Below are 17098 nucleotides of genomic sequence, written 5' to 3' on the forward strand. Positions count from 1 at the left end.
GTGATCAGAGCGAGACGGACGCGCCCTCCCGCGCGGACTCGAGTGCGGCTTCGACGACGACGAGCGTCCGAAGCCCCTGCTCCATGGTGACGACGTCGGTCTTCTCTCCGAGCACGGCGTCACGGAAAGCCTCGTGCTCGACGCGGAGCGGCTCACGCTTGGCGAAGGCGTATCGGGTCACGTCCCCTTCGGAGACTCCGCGGAAGGACGAGACGGATTCCCACTCGAGCGGGATCGTGCCGTTGGCGTAGAACGTCAGGTCGCCGGTGGAGGTGTCGGCGATGAACGCCCCCTTCTCCCCCGTGACGACCGTGAGGCGCTCCTTCATCGGACTCAGCCAGTTCACGATGTTGTTCACGATGACACCGGATGCCGTGCGTCCGGTGATCGTGATCATGTCCTCGTGCTCGCGACCGCTCTTGAAGGCCGTCTGCGCGAAGACGCGCTCGTAGTCGCTCTGCACCACCCACGCTGTGAGATCGACATCGTGCGAGGCGAGGTCCTTCGCGACCCCGACGTCGGCGATGCGCGACGGGAACGGACCCTGGCGGCGGGTTACCACCTGGTAGACCGCACCGAGTTCATCGGCCTCGATCCGGCGACGAAGTTCCTGCAATGCAGGGTTGAAACGCTCAATGTGACCGACGGCACCGACCAGCCCGGCCGACGCGAAGGCGTCGACCATGCGCTGCCCGGCCTCGACGGTGTCGGCGATCGGCTTCTCGACGAGAGTATGCACTCCCGCTGCCGCGAGCTTGAGCGCGGCGTCCTCGTGGAAGCGCGTCGGGACGGCCACGACGGCGATATCGATTCCCGCAGCGATCAGCGCCTCGATGTCGGGAAGAACCTCGAGGTCGCCGGCGACGCCGTGCGGGTCACCGCCGGGATCAGCGATCGCGACGAGGTCGACACCGTCCACCTCACGCAGCACGCGTGCGTGGTGGCGCCCCATCATTCCGACTCCGAGGAGTCCTGCGCGCAGGGCCATCAGGCGCCGGCCCCGGCCACGGTGTTGACCGCTGCGGCAATGCGCTCGAGGTCGTCCTGCGTGAGCGACGGGTGCACAGGCAGCGAGGCCACTTCGCGCGCTGCACGCTCGGTCTCGGGCAGTTCGAGCCCTGGCGCGAACGGTGCGAGCGAAGGCAGGCGGTGGTTCGGAATCGGATAGTAGACGCCGGCGCCGACGTTGTGCTCGTTCTTGAGCGCTGCGACGAACCCGTCGCGGTCATCGGTCACGCGGATCGTGTACTGGTGGTAGACGTGCGTGGCGCCGTCGGCGACAGGTGGGATGACCACGCCCTGCAGGTTGGCGTCCAGGAAAGCCGCATTGGCCTGACGCGTCTTCGTCCAGGCATCCACCTTGGTCAGCTGCACTCGACCGATCGCCGCGTGGATGTCGGTCATACGCGCGTTGAAGCCGATGATCTCGTTCTCGTACTGACGCTCCATGCCCTGATTGCGCAGCAGCTTGACACGACGGGCGATGTCGTCGGTCGCCGTCGTGACCATCCCGCCCTCGCCGCTGGTCATGTTCTTCGTCGGGTAGAGGCTGAACATGGCGAAATCGCCGAACGTTCCGACCGGACGACCGTCGAGGGCCGCGCCGTGCGCCTGCGCGGCATCCTCGTAGAGTGCGACGCCGCGTGCGCCGGCCAGAACCTCGAGTTCGCGCATGCGCGCAGGGTGCCCGTAGAGGTGAACCGGGAGGATGCCCTTGGTCTTCGGCGTGATCGCCGCCGCCACGGCCTCCGGGTCGAGGCTGAACGTCTCCGGCTCGATGTCGACGAAGACCGGAGTCGCGCCGGTGAGCGCCACCGAGTTGCCGGTCGCGGCGAACGTGAAGGACGGCACGATGACCTCGTCACCGGCGCCGACGCCCGCGGCGAGGAGGCCGAGGTGAAGGCCCGCGGTACCCGAGTTCACGGCCACGGAAGGACGACCCTGCACGAAATGCGCCGAGAACTCGCTCTCGAACGCCGCAACCTCAGGGCCCTGCGCCACCATGCCGCTGCGCAGCACGCGGTCGACCGCCTCGCGCTCCTCGTCGCCGATGATCGGCTTGGCGGGGGGAATGAACTCGCTCACACGTTCTCCTTGCTCAGTGCGCCATCGTTCTCGATGTAGCGGGTGCCGCTTGCGGGGCAGATCCAGACGTCGTCGGCATCCGAGGAGGTGAGCGGAAGACCCGCCTCCCCCACCCAGCCGATGCGGCGGGCCGGAACGCCGGCCACCAGCGCGTACGCCGGGACGTCCTTGACGACGACGGCGCCGGCGGCGACCGTCGCCCAGGCGCCGACGGTGACGGGAGCGACGCAGGTCGCCCTGGCGCCGATGGACGCACCGCGCTCGATCGTGACGCCGACCGGCTCCCAGTCGTGCGCGCTCTTCAGCGACCCATCCGGGTTGATCGCACGGGGGTAGGTGTCATTCGTCAGCACGACGGCCGGACCGATGAACACCCCATCACCGAGCTTCGCCGGCTCGTACACGAGCGCGTAGTTCTGCACCTTGCAGTTGTCGCCCATGACGACTCCGGTGCCGATGTACGCGCCGCGTCCGACGATGCAGTTCTCTCCCATGCGGACGTCCTCGCGCACCTGTGCCAGGTGCCAGATCGACGATCCGTCGCCGATCACGGCGTTCGGAGACACATCTGCGGAGTCGACGATGCGCACGGATTCAGTCATGAAGATGCCTTTCACTCCGGTCGAGAGGTGCCACCGGAAGCCTTGTTCAGCTTACCGGTGCGCGCCAGAGCGACCTGAGAGACCACCGCCGAAACCCGCGATGCCACAGCGTCGAGGGACGCATGCTCGGCCGCCCAGCTCGCACGCTCCGCCCGTCGACTCTCGGTCGCGCCCGAATCGGTCTCGGCGAGCAACGAGCGCATGGCATCGGCAACGGCCTCCGGCGTGAATTCCACGGCGACGCCCAGTCGCGCCGAGCGCACCAGGTCGGCGCCCGCGCCCGCCCCGGCGAACAGCACCGGGGTGCCGATGGCTGCGGCGGCGTAGGTCTTGGTGGGCTTGGCGAAGTCGTAGCCGATGCCGGGAACGATGCTCACGAGCGACGCGACGGCGCCTCGGATCCATCCGGCGGACGCCGCCGGGCTCACCACTCCCCCGAAACTGACTCGCCCTGGCACGAGTTCTTCGGACAGCGACCGGAGTGCGGACTGGACGGACCCCTGGCCGAAGAAACGCAGCTTCACGCTCGGATGGTCATCGGCGATGAGCGCCAGGGCGCGCACGAAGATATCGGGCTGCTGCCACTCCGACATCGTGCCGGTGTAGACGAAGTATCGATCGTCCGTCGCAGGCTCGACCTCGGGTGCGAAGACTGCGGTGTCGATGCCGTTGCCCACCGTGGTGATGCGCACGGGATCGGCGCCGAGTTCCACCAGGCGAGCGGTGACCTCGTCAGAAACGGAGATGACGCCTCGTGCACCTCGCAGCACGGATCGCTCGAGTGCGCGGATGACGGCGATGACAGGACGAGGAGCCGCCATGGACACGACCCCGTCGGTCCAGACGTCGGCTGCGTAATAGACGACAGGGCGGCGCTTGAGCCACGCGACGATCAGCACCACGAGCCCCGTCGTCGGCGGAGCCTCGGCGACGGCGACATCGAATCGCCGAGTCAGCAGGCGGAAGATCAGCGGCACATCGAAGCTGAGGTACTGGATGTACCCACGGACGTTTCCTCCGCGATCACGCAGCACCGGCCAGCGGTGCACGGCGACGCCGGGCGGATCGGCGACGGCGGGCGCATGCTTGGGGGGACGGGTCGTCAGCACGGTCACCTCGGCGCCTCGGCGTGCGAGAGCGCGTCCGAGCGCCCCGAGCCGGAAGGCGCCGGCACTGACCTCCGGGGGGAACAGTCGTGACGCGATGAGCGCACGCATGGGTCGGCTCATTCGTGCGGGTCTCCGTCCGCACGCTCGGCGCGGGCCGAGCGGTCGTCGAGACGTCGCTCGAGCTCCGCGATCCGGTTCTCCTGGAACGCGGACTGCTCGGCAAGCGTGCGCAGCTTCTCCTCGACCCTCGTCAGCTCGGCACCGTACTGCAGGCTGACCAGGAACAGCAGACCGATCGCGACGAAGAACACCAGGTTCGTCGGCACCGTGATGCCGAGCGTCTGGGCGGCCCAGGTGAGCGTCTGAGGGAAGACCGCGATGACCAGTGCCAGCACGCCGCCGACGAACCACCAGACGGCGTGACGCTCACGCAGCGTGCCGCGACGCATCAGTTCGATGATGGCGATCAGAGCGAGAACGGCCGCGGCGATGCCGAAGGCGTAGGTCACGGGGCTCATCGCACATCCTCCAGTCGAGTACGCGGCCGGAGCATGGCGAGGCCGAAGGCCGCGCACGCCCGCACCAGGTAGACGGCGGCCTTGAACGGATGATGCGAGGGGACACCTGCTTGGCGCTCCCGCATCTCGACGGGCAATTGGCGGACCACCAGTCCCGCTCGTGCCGCGATCACGAGCGCCTCGACCGTGTCGCCCAGATACTCCGCGGGGAATGTGTCGGCGAACAGCCGTACGGCTCGCGGACCAGCCGCCTTGAATCCACTCGTGACGTCGGTCAGTCGGGTTCTGGCGACCCGGCTCATGACGGCTGCGAGGATGCGCATCGCCCACTTCCGTGGTCCGCGCACGCCGTAGTCTCCGACTCCCGCGAAGCGGGCGCCGATCATGAGGTCGGCCTCGCCGAGTCCCTGGATCAGCTGAAGAATCGCTGCCGGATCATGCTGTCCGTCCGCGTCGACCTGGACGACGACGTCGAACCCGTTGTCGCGGGCGAACCGGAAGCCCGCACGCATCGCGCCGCCGACGCCGAGATTGAACGGCAGCGTGAGCACGATCGCCCCCGCCTCGGATGCGACGGCCCCCGTCCGATCCCTCGACCCGTCATCGACGACGACGACGACGGCGCTCGGGATCGCGCTTCGGACGTCGCGGACGACATGCGCGACGGATTCCTCTTCGTTCAGCGCCGGCAGGACGATGAGGACACGACTCTCTGCGGCTTCCATCGAGATCGATCCTAGCCGGGCGGTCTGTGCGGCTACTCGTCGCACGCCGTGATCCGCCAGAGTGATACGTCGCCGCGCTCGGCGACGAGTTCGAATCCGTCCTGCCCTTCGAAGTCCGTCATCCCCGGCATGACGTAGCGTCCCGGTTCCACCTCACCAGGACCGAAGTCGAGGACGTACTCAGGCGACCCGTAGACCAGAAGCGCATCGCACACCGCCGCCTCAGACGCTGCATCGCGCAGACCCGCAGCCAGCACCTGCCAAGCGTCCGACCGAGGCGGCGCCCAGGTCCGCGGATAGACATCGAGTCCGCTCAGGAAGTAGCCGAAACCCGTGCCGGTCGAGGGATTGCCCAGCACCCGCGCATCATCAGCCACCTCGTCGACGAGCGACTCGAGCAGTTCCCGTTCATCGGGACTCAAGTAGGCGTCGGCATCGGAATGGTACGTCGAGCCCTCGTACATCGTTCCTTCCGTCACCTCCGGCATCGCGACCGGACGCACGACGACGAGGACGATCATGAAAGCGGTCACCCCCACCGCCCCCAGCGCCATCGGCACCCGGTCGTCTTCTGCACGACCGACCGTACGCGCTGCGACCCGAACGATCGCGTCGACACCGAGAGCCGCGAGCGGGATCACGATCACGGGGGCGATCGCCGCGATCCGATACGGGTCGGCGTACCAGGCGCCGAGGATCGCGTTGCGCACGAAGGGGTTCCCCACGGCGGCGACCAGGAAATAGAGGACCGATACCGCCCCCCACGCGATGACCAGCCATCGCAGACTCGACCGGCGCACCGCGACGACCAGGCCGATGATCATCAGTGCACTCACGCCGTACGCGAACGGGATCATCACCTGGCCGTTCAGGAGGATGTCCGCGAGCACGGCCGTCTTGCCGCGAATCGGCGGCCAATGCGACCCTGTCGTTCCTTGCGCCAGGTAGGCCCAGAGCGCCAGGAGAACGATCCAGGCGGCAGCGACCAGGACGAACGCGAGGGCGCGCGGTGTCGATTTCGCCCCGCTGAGCAGGCGGAACGTCAGCCAGATCACGCAGATCAGCGCCCAGGGCAGGAACGCGGACGGCTGCGAGAGCAGAAGCGCGCCGATGACGACCAGCACGAGCAGAACACTTCGCGTCCACGCCCGCCATGCAGTCGTGCCCTGATTCCATCGCGGCAACGCCATGACGAGCGCGATACCGGCAGGAACGAGCGCCATGGACAGGGCGTTCGGGAACAGCACCCCCCATTGGATCAGCAGCAGCGGAAAAGTCTGCAGCGCACTCGAGAGAATCGCCGCATACGCGGCCACCGCGCGCGAACCGCTGGCCTCACGCGCGAACCACGCGATGCCGAGCGGCCAGATGATCGCGCCCATCACGAGCGTGAACATGTTCGCCGCAGCGGAGATGGACGCGCCGGTGATCATGACGATCAGGGAGATGACCCCGTGCCACGCAGCGGGATAAAAGCTCCGCCCCCCGATGACGGCATTGATGTGCAGCGACGAGGCATCCGCCGTCTCCAGCGCGAAACGTACGGCGTTCATGTGGAACACCGCGTCATTCGTCTGCGAGATCGCGTCAGGGGCCGAGATGTACGCGGTCAGGCGCCAGACCCCGATGAGAACACCGATCGTCATGGCCGCCGCCAACAGCCATCTCGACCCGACCGGTGCCATGCCGGGGAGCCTGTTGCCGAGCAGGCGGCCCAGCGCCCACGCGATCGCCGCGAGAACCAGCGCGGTGATGCCCCAGCTCAGCGGAGACCAGGCGACTCCGAAGGCACCGAGGAGCAGCGCTGTCGCACCGACCGTGGCGATGCCGAACAGCGGAGCCGACGCGAACAGCGCGAGTCCACGAAGACCGACCCCCCACAGCGCCAGCACGCCGGGACCGAAGACCACGAGCACCCCGGCCAACAGAGCCGGCGTCTGTGCGAGCCAGTCCAGGATCACTTGTCCACCAGTGCGATGGCGCCTTCGATTTCACCGTCGTAGATGACGTCGCCCTTGTTGATCACGATGCCCCGCGTGCAGAGCTCGCGGACCATCTCCATGTCGTGGCTCACGACGACGAGCGTCTTGCCCTGCTCGATGAGCTCCTCGAACTTCAGGCGGCACTTCTCACGGAACGGCGCGTCGCCCACCGAGAGGATCTCGTCGACGAGCAGGACATCGAGCTCGACATGGATCGCGACCGAAAAGGCCAGACGCATGAACATGCCGGATGAGTAGTGCTTGACCTCCTGGTCGATGAACTGCTCGATCTCGCTGAATGCGACGATCTCGTCGTAGCGCGCTTCGATCTCATGCTGCTTCATCCCGAGGATGGCGGCATTGAGGAAGACGTTCTCGCGCCCGGACAACTCGGGGTGAAAGCCCGCTCCGACCTCGATGAGGCCGGCGACGCGACCGCGGGTGAGCACCTGGCCCTCGTCGGGCTCCATGACGCCGGAGACCATCTTGAGAAGCGTCGACTTGCCGGAGCCGTTGAGCCCGAGGATCGCGACGGATTCGCCCTGGCCGATCACGAGGTCGATGCCCTTGAGCGCTTCGAACTCGCTCGTGAGCTTGCGACGCTTAATCCAGGACACGACGGTGTCCTTGAGCGAGTAGGCGTGGTTGAGCGTGAACCGCTTGTGCACGCCGTCCACGATGATGCTGGGCTTGATGGTGGTCTGCTCGCTCATAGGTCTTGCGCGAACCTTCCTTCGAGGCGGCGGAACACGAGCTGACCGAACAGCAGCGTCGCCACGGCGATGAGGAACGTCCACAGCGTGTTCCATGCCAGGCCGGGCGGAATCGCGAACGCCGCGTCCGTCACCGGACGCCAGAACGCGAAGTGGAAGAGCTCGACTCCCTGCGTGATGGGGTTGAGCAGGTAGAGATCGACGATCCACTGAGGCCAGCCGAGAGTGCCGACGATCGCGTCCTGCACCTGATACCAGCCGTAGAGCACGGGCGACGCCCACGTCGCGAGCAGCAGCATGAGTTCCACGATGTTCTCGGCATCCCGGAACCGGACGTTGATCGCACCGAAGAAGAGCCCCAGGCCCAACGCGAACACCATCACGATGATCATCCCGGCGAAGATCGCCAGCACCGACAGCAACGAGATGTGCGTGATCCATCCCAGGAACAGGCAGACCACGAGAAGCAGTCCGACCTGCGGAAGGAAGTGCACGAACGCGACGATCACAGCCGAAACCGCGAACAGCTGCCGCGGCAGGAACACCTTGCGGACCAGCGCCGCATTTCCCACGATCGAGGTCGTCGCGTTCTTGAAGGCCTCGGAGAACAGGTTGATGACGACGATGCCGCTGAACAGGTAGACAGCGTAGTTGGGGATGCCACGGTCCAGGTTCATGAACAGGCCCAGCACGACCCAGAACACCAGGAACTGGGCAGCCGGGCGCACGTACGACCAAGTCCATCCCAGCACGGAGTTCCGGTAGCGTGTCGTCACGCCTGTGCGCACGAGCAGGCGCAACAGGTAACGCCAGCGCACCACGTCGATCAGCCCGCGGCTCTTGCCGGGAATGTCGAACTCGGAACGCGGGACGGCGGCGAAGAGATCTCGGGTTTCAGTCACAGGCCCACACATTCGAAAGCGACGACCTCTGCCATCGCGGCATCCAGTATCCCATGGGCGGCTGAGTCTTCTGCCAGGACACGTCCCTGAGAGCCGTCGCCGTCAGCCCACACTGCTGATCGAGCTCCAGCCGTTGCCGATCTGTCTGCTCGCCTTCCAGCCGCCATTGCCATCGCCCGAGTACAGGTGCATCGTCCCGTTGGTGTGGATGCCGATGACGTCGGCTCGCCCGTCACCATCGAAGTCACCTGGCCCGACGATCCTCGACATCCCGGCCCACCCGGTGCCGATCTGGCGCGGCGACGAGAAGCCGCCCTTGCCGGTCGTGGGATACACGCGCAACGTGCCGTCCTTCAACCGCGCGACCAGGTCGGCTCGCCCGTCCCCGGTGAAGTCACCGACGTTGAGCACCTGGTCGACGACCCCCCAGCCGTTGCCGATCTTCGCAGCCGTGCCGGTCGCCCAACCGCCCTCGCCATCACCGCGGTACAACAACATGTCTCCTGAGTCGGTGATGGCGATGATGTCAGTTCGTCGATCACCGTCGAAGTCGAGTCCGCCGATGATGTGCGCGAACTGCTGCCATCCCTGTCCGATTCGCCTGCGATCGCCGTAGCCGCCTCCGCTCTTGCCCGGATAGAGCCAGAATGCTCCGTTGGCGTCGATGCGAGCCATGTCGCGGATGCCGTTGCTGCCGAAGTCGCCGAGCGCGATCACCTTGTCGCGGGCAGTCCATCCGGTCGTGAGCTTCGTCACACCGGTCCAGCCTCCGCGGCCGTCTCCCCCGTAGATCCGAACTTCGCCCCTCGTCGTGATCGCGACAAGATCGTTCCCGGAGCGCCCGTCCGCGTCGCCCATGCCAGCGGTGAACGCGCGTGGCTTCTTCACCGTCGGGCCTACGAAGCCCTTCGCCGCCAGGGTGTGCCAGTTCGTGCCGACGACGCCCAGGCTGTTCGGATACGCGGCGCCTCGACCCTCGAACGCGACCAGCCGACCGTCGGCGCCGTGCGCCAGGAGATCAGGCGTGCCGTTTCCCGTGAAGTCGCCGGGGCTGAAGATCGCGGTCATGCTCTTCCAGCCGTTGCCGATCTGAACCCTGCGGTCCCACCCTCCTCGTCCGTTTCCCGGATAGAGGAACAGCGCGCCCGCACCATCACGCGCGATGAGGTCCGTCTGCCCGTCACCGTTCATATCGATGCCACCGATGAGCTGGCTCATGGCCGACCAGCCCGTCCCGATCGACACCGGAGCACGGAACCCGCCACGGTCGTTCCCAGCGCGCAGGAGCAGACGTCCGGCAGCGTCGACGGTGAAGACGTCCGGCACGCCGTCCCTGTTGAAGTCGCCGGCCGGGATCACGGACTTCGTCCCGGTCCAGTCCCCGCCGAGCGCCTTGGGTGCGCTCAGAGTCGTCGAGCCGTTGCCGTACAGCGCCGAGGGCTTGCCGTTCGCCGAGACGGCGATGAAGTCGCGATGGCCGTCGCCATTGAGGTCACCGGCACCGAAGAAGGACTTCAGCGACCCGAGCCCGCTCGCCATCTTCACGCGTGCACCCCAGACGCCCTTGGAGAACGGGTAGCCCCAGACGTTTCCGGCGGAGTCGGTGCTGACCACGTAGGAAGACGTGTTGACGTTCGTCAACTTCGGCGGGTTCACCGTCGGCGCCGGTGCCGGTGCCGCCGGCTTCTGCGTCGAGCCGAACCAGTCGGTGAAGTAGTTGTAGAAGTTGCGGTTGCCGTATGCGCCGCATGGCTCGGCCGAGCCGTACCCCGCACGCAGCGCCGCAGCGTTGGGCTGATAGGGCGTGTAGTAGTACATCGCAGAGGTGGCCTTGTTGGCGATGTATACCGGCGCGCGTCCGCAGGAGTCCTCGACGTCGTACTTGATGTTCCAGGTCTTCCCTGGCGCGTACCAGGTGAAGTGGCGCCCCTCCATGTACACCTGCATCTGACGTGCCGCACCGTAGACCTGCGCGAAGAATCCAGCGAACTTCACGTCGCAGGGTGCGGTATCAGGGCACGCCTGGCCCATCGCCGCGTTGTATCGCCAGTCGCTCGGCCACGTGTGCGTGACCAGCGCCTGCTCCTTCTGCAGCATCACGATCAGCACCTGAGGATTGATGCCGCAGGACTGCGCGACGCGATAGATGATGCGCGCGGCCGTCTCGCCCGACGACGCCGTGTACCCGGCGCAGTACTTGTCGGCCGCCTTAGTCTGGCTCGAGGTCCTGAGATCCTTCAGACATGTGTACCCCGAGCGGCAGGTCTTCACCTTGCTGTTGAGGAAGGTCTGGATCTGCGCCTCGGTCATCGCGGACTTGCTCGTGAAGACCGCGTCGCTGATGATGTTCCCCGCCTTGAAGCCCACGAGAGAGGTCTTCACAAGGCCGCTCAACGCCGGGTCGGCCGCCACCCGGGCGATGGTCGCCCCGGAACCCGCCGTCGTCGCAGTCGCGGACGTCGCGGCGGATGCCGGCAGTACCGTGCCGATCGTCACCGCTATCGCGGCGACGAAGACTGTGAGGATTCGGGCGATCCTGGGCACGTTTCGAGGGCGTGGGGCACGACGAGACATGTGACCAGTGTGACGCACGTGACGGCATTATCCGCTCCGGCGCGCCCTGCGCGTGGCGCGCCGGGCCGTGTGTCGCCCCTGCTCAGCAATTTCTCAGCAGTCACAGCTCGGCGTGCAGAGCCCACACGCGTTCGGCGGAGCTCGCCCAGGAGAACGCCCTCGACCGGTCCCCCGCGAGCACCCGGAGCCGCGCGTTCCCGCTGCCGACGGCATCCGCCACGGCATCCGGCAGATCCGCCTCCGCCACGATCACGCCGCCGTCGGCGATGACGTCCTCGTGCAGACCGCCGTCGGCCGCGACGACGGGGACGCCGAGCGTCATCGCCTCGACGGCGCGCCACGGCCAGGCCGTCAGCACGCTCGTGGCGACGAACACGCGCGCCCCAGCGAGCACGGCGGCGCGATCGGCCGCATCCAACTGTCCCCGGATGTGCACGCGCCGCTCCGGCAGCCCGGCCGCCGACGCGAGGTCCGCGAGCAGCGGCTCGTCGCCGTCGGCAGCTCCGAGCACCACGGCATCCGTTCCGGCGGCGGCCGCCGCACGGAACCCGTGCTCGTACGATTCCCCCGCGCCCGCGATCACGACGTATTCCGTCGGCACTCCGATGCGAGACCGTCGTGCTGCGGCATCCTTCGGTGCGGAGAGATCGGATGCCGCGGCACCGGCGATCACACGCACACGATCGCCGAATCTGGCGTACTCCTCGAGCCGGTCGACGAAGGCGTGGGACGGCACGACGATCGCATCGGCGTGCTTGGCCGCGCGGCGCAGCATGCCCCGGTGCCAGGCCACGGCGGGCTTGGCCATCGACTGCGGCGCCTGCCAGGCGTTCAGATCCCACAGCGTCACCACTGTCTGGTCCATGTCGTGCACCCGGTCGTGCTTGATCAGCGGCGCCATCAGCGAGGGCGAATGGATCATCCCGCCACCGACCGCTGGGGCGATGCCCAACTGCCACGATGCCGCAAGCTCCCGCCGCTGCAGGGCCAGTGCCCGCACCTCGCCCAGTCCGCGGATCTCCGGCTTCGCGCCGGCGGGGACGATCGCGTCGACCGTGCACTCACGCGGCGCCGTGGCGATGAGCCCGACCGCCAACTCGAGCGAGGCCCACGCGATGTCCGGCGAGACGATCTGCGCGAGCTGATCGAGAACGACACGCAGCTGAGCACCCATAGCAGAAGGGTAGACGGCGCCGGTCGCATCGTCGGGACGCGCGCCCGTGATCGACCAGGACACGCGGGCATGCTTGAATGCTCACGTGAGCGACGGACGACTCCCCCGGCACCGCCGACGATGGCTGGGCTGGACCATCGGCACTCTCGCCGTGCTCCTGCTCATCGCCATGGGCTGGGTCACCGTGCGGGGCATCGGAGCGGCCGAGGCGCTGCAGGCCGTTTCGGACGACACCGCCGACCTCAAGGCGGCCGTCGCAGCGCAGGATCTCGAGGGCGCGGAGAAGGTCGCCGATCGGATCGCCGGTCATGCGGCGGAGGCCGCCGATCTCACGAGCGACCCGGTCTGGCGCGGATTCGAGTTCATGCCGTGGGTCGGGGCGAACTTCACGGCAGTCCGCGAGATCGCCTGGATCGCGGACACGGTCGCGTCCGACGCCTTGACCCCCGTCCTGGATGCCGCGGACGAACTGGATCTCGCGGATCTGGGATTCAGCGGAACGACGATCGATCTCGCCCCGTTCGCCGCTGCCGCAGAGCCGCTCGGCCGCGCCGATGCCACGTTGTCCGACGCCCTCGCGAAGGCCAGGGAGATCGACGCCGGCGCCACCCTTCCGCCGCTGGAGGAAGCGGTCGGGCAGGTCCGCGACTCCGTCGACGAGGCGGCGACGCTCGTCGGCACTCTGCACGGCGCATCCGTACTGCTGCCGAGCATGCTCGGAGCCGATGGACCCCGGTCGTACGTCGTGGCGATGCAGAACAACGCCGAGGTGCGCTCCTCCGGGGGAATCATCGGCGCTCTGGCTCTGATCACCGCCGACCGAGGGAGCATCAGGATCGTGCGCAACGCGTCGACGGCCGACTTCCCCCCGTTGGAGGCCCCGCTCGAGGTCAGCGAGCCGAACGTCGCGCTGTTCGAGGAGCAGCCCGGGCGGTACCTGCAGAATCTCACCAGCATCCCGCAGTTCACCGAGGCGGCACCGCTGATCGCGACGCGATGGACGCAGCAGTTCGGCGGCACGGTCGACGGCGTCGTCGCCGTCGACACCGTCGTCGCGCAGCATCTGGTCGCCGCCACCGGGCCCGTCACGTTCGGACCGTTCACGGCCGACGGGGACAACATCCTCGGCATCCTGCTCTCGGAGATCTACAGGACCATCCCGGATGCCGCGACTCAGGATGGCGTCTTCGCCCAGGCATCCAGCGCGCTGCTGGCCGCCGCGTTCTCGTCCGGTCAGACACAGGCGCTGCTGGGTGCGCTGTCCGAGTCCTCCGGCGAAGGACGCATCCGCATCTGGAGCGCTCACGAGGACGAACAGACCAGGCTCGCGACCACATCCCTCAGCGGTGCGCTCCCCACGGATGACGACAGTGCGACCTGGGTCGGCGCACTGTTCAACGACACCACCGGCGGCAAGATGGACTACTACGCCGACGCGGCGTTCACGGTCGCCACGGGCGTCTGCGCCGGCGAGCCGACCACCCGCCTCGAGGCGACGTGGACCAACGACGCCCCCGCGGACGCCGCCACCGCGCTGCCCGAGTACGTCACTGCGGCCGGCTGGTACGGCGTGCCACCGGGCGAGACGCGCACGCTCGTCGCCCTCTACGGCCCGCAGGGCGCGACGCCCGTGCGGATCGACCGCGACGGCGCGGAGGAACAGGTGCAGACCGCCGTTATCGACGGGCGGACCGTCCTGCAGCATTCGGTGGAGCTGGCCCCTGGCGAATCCACCACCATCACCGTCGATTTCGTCGGCACAGGGACCGGCGAGCGGCTGACCGAGGTCGCGCACACCCCGCTCATCCGCGAACCGGACGTGACGCGCGAATCCATCGACTGCGGCTCGTGACTTTCACGCTCGCATGCGCTAGTGTCAACCTCACTGGGGAATATCGGGCTCTGCCATCCTGCCGTGGGGGCAGGAAGGGTCCACGCAGTCGAATGCAGGGGTGTGTTCGGGTGTGATTCCGCGTGTATCTCTCTGGGGGAGAATCATGCTGAAGAAGATGGCCGTCATCGGCCTTACCGCGGGTGCGCTTTTCCTGGCAGCGCCCACCGCCGCGACTGCTGCGTCCTCCGACGTGCCGGCGCCGCCTCCGCCGCACCTGTACGCGGAGACGCCACGTGTGTCGGTCGGTGATCCGATCATCGACACGTGTGAAGCGTCCACCGTTTCGTTCGGCGCAGGCTACTTCCTGCCCGGCGAACGCGTCGGCATCTCGGTGTCCGGTGTGAATGCTGCGGCAGCTCGCATCTCGGGCGACGTCGCCGCGGGCGACGGCAGCCTCGTCGTGTCGTTCCGGCCTCCGGCCGACGGGGAGGGGACGTATTCGCTCGCCTTCTCCGGCGGCGCACGGACCGGCGGCTCGTCCGCCGACGGCTCGGGAGCGGCAACCGTCGTCCCGCGGGGTTACACCGCGACGATCACGGTCGCCGGGGCGGGCGACAGCTGCGAACAGGATCCGGCACCGGCCGACACCGAGCTTCCGCTGACGGGATCGGCCGAGTCGACCGGGTCCGGCATGGAACTCGCGCTGACCGGCGGTTCGGTCTCACCGTGGATCATCGGCGGAGGCGCGCTCGCGCTCACCGCCGGCGGCGTCCTGCTCGCGGCCGGCGCCGCGCGCCGACGCCGCATCTGAGTCCGGTCGCTGCGCGCGGCGACCGGACCGGCCGGGCGACGACGGCCCCTCCCCCTCCGTCCGTCGTCGCTCAGTGCCGAGTCGATGGGCTCGTGGAGCGTGGGGCTCCGCGAGCCCATCGGCGTGCCTGCGATCAGGACGACGGGTCGGGCGTGGGCGTCGCCGGGTGCAGCGTGTCCTGCATCACCTGACGGATGTACTCGTAGTCCGGGTCCCGATCATCGATGCCGTTCTCGGGCGTGAGCTCGATCGTGGTCACCGGCTGCTCCTTCGCCTTCGTGACGAGGTCGAAGAACTCCGGGAGCTTGTCCTGCGGCAGGTCGGTCTCCACGAGCGCCGTCCCCGCCGCGGCGATCTCGTTGAACCGCGTCAGCACCGTCTGCGGCGTGAACTGCGCGAGGATCGCCTCCTGCAGCTGACGCTGCCTCTTCATGCGATCCCAGTCGTTGGTGGTGTAGCGCGAGCGGGCGTACCACTGCGCGGTGTCGCCGTTCATGGTCTGCTCTCCCGGTTCGATCCACCCGATCGCCCAGTCCTCCGCCGGCTCCCCCTCGTACGACGGGCCGCCGCCCTTGGGCAGACGCTGATCGACCGTGATCTGCACGCCGCCCAGCGCATCCACGAGGTTCGCGAAGCCGTGCATGTCGATGAACACGTAGTACGGGATCTCGATCCCGAGGATGCCCTCCGCGGCGTCCTTGGTGGCCTCGATGCCCGGCTCGGAGCCCTGCGCCACGGCATCCGGATACAGCTCTGAACCGTCGTTGCACACCTCGACCTCGGTGCGCAGCTGGTTGATCCCGCTGCCCCATCCGCAGGTCTCGTCGTTGTGGCTCTCGTGCCCGTTCGGGTACTTGTCGTGCATCGGCCCCTCGGCGAAGGGGAACCCCGGCATGTCCCGCGGGATGCCGGTGATCGTCACGGCGCCGGAGTCGGCGTTGACCGAGACGACGGAGATGCTGTCATAGCGCATGGAGTCTCGGCCTTCGCCGCTGTCGGCACCGAGCAGGAGGATGTTGTAGTAGCCGTCGCTCGGAGGCAGGCTCGGTCCGCTCTGAGTGAAGATCGACCCCAGCGTGTCCCGGCTGGACCCGACCACGCTCGCGGCGTATGCGGTCCCGCTCCCGATCAGGCCGAGGATCACGACCATCGCGATCGGGATGCCGAAGCGCGACACCGTCGAGACCTTCACCAGGCGCACGAGCCGCAGCGTGTCGATCGCGAGCACGATCCACAGCACGAGATAGGCCACCAGCACCACCTGCACGATGGTGAGGAGGATGCTGGACATCCAGCCGGCACCGACCGTGAGCCAGAGGAACGTCGGACGGGCGAACAGCGCGAGCCCGACCCCGACGATCACGAGCAGCCAGCCGATCAGCGTCGCTCCGAGAGCGAAGCGGCCGAGGCGGCGGTTACCCGCGAGGACCTGGGCGGAACCGGGCACCAGCACGTTCAGGACGACGAGCCACCACCCGCGCCGCGCCATGAAACCCGGATCGTTCAGATCCGGATTCCGCATCGGACGCGTCTCGATGACGGGACGAACGCCGATTCCGGCGCGCGGCGCGGCGATGGTCACAGCGAATCCTTCAGCCGCTGGTTCTTCTCCGCCACCTGCCCCTCGAGCGTGCGGGCGTACTCCTCGATGCGGTCGGCGATCCCGGCATCCGAGGATCCGATGATCCGTGCCGCGAGGATGCCCGCGTTGCGGGCGCCGCCGATCGACACGGTCGCGACGGGGATGCCGGCCGGCATCTGCACGATCGAGAGCAGCGAGTCCATGCCGTCCAGATAGGCCAGCGGCACGGGGACGCCGACCACGGGCAGCGGGGTCATGGAGGCGAGCATGCCCGGCAGGTGCGCTGCGCCTCCGGCGCCCGCGATGATCACCTTGATGCCGCGGCCACGGGCTTCCCGTGCGTACTGCACGAGCTTGTCCGGTGTGCGGTGCGCCGAGACGACCTCGACCTCGTGGGCGATCCCGAAATCGGACAGCGCCTGCGAGGCGTCGCTCATGATGCGCCAGTCGGAATCGGAACCCATCACGACACCGACGAGGGGCATGG

The 17098-nt window shown here is 67.9% G+C and carries 15 protein-coding genes; 2 read left to right on the forward strand and 13 right to left on the reverse strand.

Features of this window, described 5'->3' with window-relative positions:
* Positions 1-4: 4 nt before the first annotated feature.
* From AC3ANJ_RS12260 to AC3ANJ_RS12310, 11 genes are all read right to left on the reverse strand, one after another.
* Positions 5-991 carry a Gfo/Idh/MocA family oxidoreductase gene (locus AC3ANJ_RS12260; RefSeq protein ID WP_406250511.1) on the reverse strand — a complete coding sequence of 329 codons (987 nt, stop codon included), beginning with the start codon at positions 989-991 and terminating at the stop codon, positions 5-7.
* A complete protein-coding gene (locus AC3ANJ_RS12265) occupies positions 988-2085 on the reverse strand; it encodes a DegT/DnrJ/EryC1/StrS family aminotransferase (protein ID WP_488316539.1) in 1098 nt (365 codons plus the stop codon). The genes AC3ANJ_RS12260 and AC3ANJ_RS12265 overlap by 4 nt, the downstream gene beginning before the upstream one ends.
* Complete coding sequence (locus AC3ANJ_RS12270) at positions 2082-2687, reverse strand: acyltransferase (protein WP_488316540.1); 606 nt, start codon at positions 2685-2687, stop codon at positions 2082-2084. Before AC3ANJ_RS12270 ends, AC3ANJ_RS12265 begins: the two co-directional genes overlap by 4 nt.
* 11 nt (positions 2688-2698) lie before the next feature.
* Positions 2699-3904: a glycosyltransferase family 4 protein gene (locus AC3ANJ_RS12275; RefSeq protein ID WP_488316541.1), complete on the reverse strand. Its 1206-nt coding sequence runs from the start codon at positions 3902-3904 to the stop codon at positions 2699-2701.
* 8 nt (positions 3905-3912) lie between these two features.
* The gene (locus tag AC3ANJ_RS12280; RefSeq protein ID WP_488316542.1) at positions 3913-4314 is read right to left on the reverse strand and encodes a DUF2304 family protein; all 402 of its coding nucleotides are present in this window, start codon (positions 4312-4314) and stop codon (positions 3913-3915) included.
* Complete coding sequence (locus AC3ANJ_RS12285) at positions 4311-5039, reverse strand: glycosyltransferase family 2 protein (RefSeq protein WP_488316543.1); 729 nt, start codon at positions 5037-5039, stop codon at positions 4311-4313. The genes AC3ANJ_RS12280 and AC3ANJ_RS12285 overlap by 4 nt, the downstream gene beginning before the upstream one ends.
* Before the next feature lie 32 nt (positions 5040-5071).
* Positions 5072-7000, reverse strand: coding sequence for a DUF6541 family protein (locus AC3ANJ_RS12290; protein ID WP_488316544.1), 1929 nt, complete (start codon positions 6998-7000; stop codon positions 5072-5074).
* Positions 6997-7734, reverse strand: a complete 738-nt coding sequence (locus AC3ANJ_RS12295; protein WP_406249587.1) for an ABC transporter ATP-binding protein — start codon at positions 7732-7734, stop codon at positions 6997-6999. Before AC3ANJ_RS12295 ends, AC3ANJ_RS12290 begins: the two co-directional genes overlap by 4 nt.
* Complete coding sequence (locus AC3ANJ_RS12300) at positions 7731-8636, reverse strand: ABC transporter permease (protein ID WP_488316545.1); 906 nt, start codon at positions 8634-8636, stop codon at positions 7731-7733. The genes AC3ANJ_RS12295 and AC3ANJ_RS12300 overlap by 4 nt, the downstream gene beginning before the upstream one ends.
* Positions 8637-8738: 102 nt before the next feature.
* Entirely contained in the window at positions 8739-11180 is a 2442-nt protein-coding gene (locus AC3ANJ_RS12305; RefSeq protein WP_488316546.1) for an FG-GAP repeat domain-containing protein, read from the reverse strand.
* Between the two features lie 130 nt (positions 11181-11310).
* Positions 11311-12384, reverse strand: coding sequence for a glycosyltransferase (locus AC3ANJ_RS12310; protein ID WP_488316547.1), 1074 nt, complete (start codon positions 12382-12384; stop codon positions 11311-11313).
* 85 nt (positions 12385-12469) lie between these two features.
* Here AC3ANJ_RS12310 and AC3ANJ_RS12315 point away from each other — a divergent pair, with 85 nt between their 5' ends.
* Positions 12470-14236: a DUF4012 domain-containing protein gene (locus AC3ANJ_RS12315; RefSeq protein WP_488316548.1), complete on the forward strand. Its 1767-nt coding sequence runs from the start codon at positions 12470-12472 to the stop codon at positions 14234-14236.
* Positions 14237-14381: 145 nt separating this feature from the next.
* Entirely contained in the window at positions 14382-15029 is a 648-nt protein-coding gene (locus AC3ANJ_RS12320) for a hypothetical protein (RefSeq protein ID WP_488316549.1), read from the forward strand.
* Positions 15030-15162: 133 nt separating this feature from the next.
* Here AC3ANJ_RS12320 and AC3ANJ_RS12325 read toward each other — a convergent pair whose 3' ends face one another.
* The gene (locus AC3ANJ_RS12325) at positions 15163-16611 is read right to left on the reverse strand and encodes an LCP family glycopolymer transferase (protein ID WP_488316550.1); all 1449 of its coding nucleotides are present in this window, start codon (positions 16609-16611) and stop codon (positions 15163-15165) included.
* On the reverse strand, positions 16608-17075 hold the full coding sequence (gene purE, locus AC3ANJ_RS12330; protein ID WP_406250509.1) for a 5-(carboxyamino)imidazole ribonucleotide mutase: 468 nt from the start codon (positions 17073-17075) through the stop codon (positions 16608-16610). Before purE ends, AC3ANJ_RS12325 begins: the two co-directional genes overlap by 4 nt.
* Between the last annotated feature and the right edge of the window lie 23 nt (positions 17076-17098).

The organism is Microbacterium sp. STRO-1N, assembly GCF_057748015.1.

Excerpts from the sequence above, each read along its gene's own strand:
- AC3ANJ_RS12285 (WP_488316543.1), bottom strand. The coding sequence starts at position 5,039 with ATGGAAGCCGCAGAGAGTCGTGTCCTCATCGTCCTGCCGGCGCTGAAC.
- AC3ANJ_RS12320 (WP_488316549.1), top strand. The coding sequence starts at position 14,382 with ATGCTGAAGAAGATGGCCGTCATCGGCCTTACCGCGGGTGCGCTTTTC.
- AC3ANJ_RS12280 (WP_488316542.1), bottom strand. The coding sequence starts at position 4,314 with ATGAGCCCCGTGACCTACGCCTTCGGCATCGCCGCGGCCGTTCTCGCT.
- AC3ANJ_RS12295 (WP_406249587.1), bottom strand. The coding sequence starts at position 7,734 with ATGAGCGAGCAGACCACCATCAAGCCCAGCATCATCGTGGACGGCGTG.
- AC3ANJ_RS12275 (WP_488316541.1), bottom strand. The coding sequence starts at position 3,904 with ATGCGTGCGCTCATCGCGTCACGACTGTTCCCCCCGGAGGTCAGTGCC.
- purE (WP_406250509.1), bottom strand. The coding sequence starts at position 17,075 with ATGGGTTCCGATTCCGACTGGCGCATCATGAGCGACGCCTCGCAGGCG.
- AC3ANJ_RS12310 (WP_488316547.1), bottom strand. The coding sequence starts at position 12,384 with ATGGGTGCTCAGCTGCGTGTCGTTCTCGATCAGCTCGCGCAGATCGTC.
- AC3ANJ_RS12270 (WP_488316540.1), bottom strand. The coding sequence starts at position 2,687 with ATGACTGAATCCGTGCGCATCGTCGACTCCGCAGATGTGTCTCCGAAC.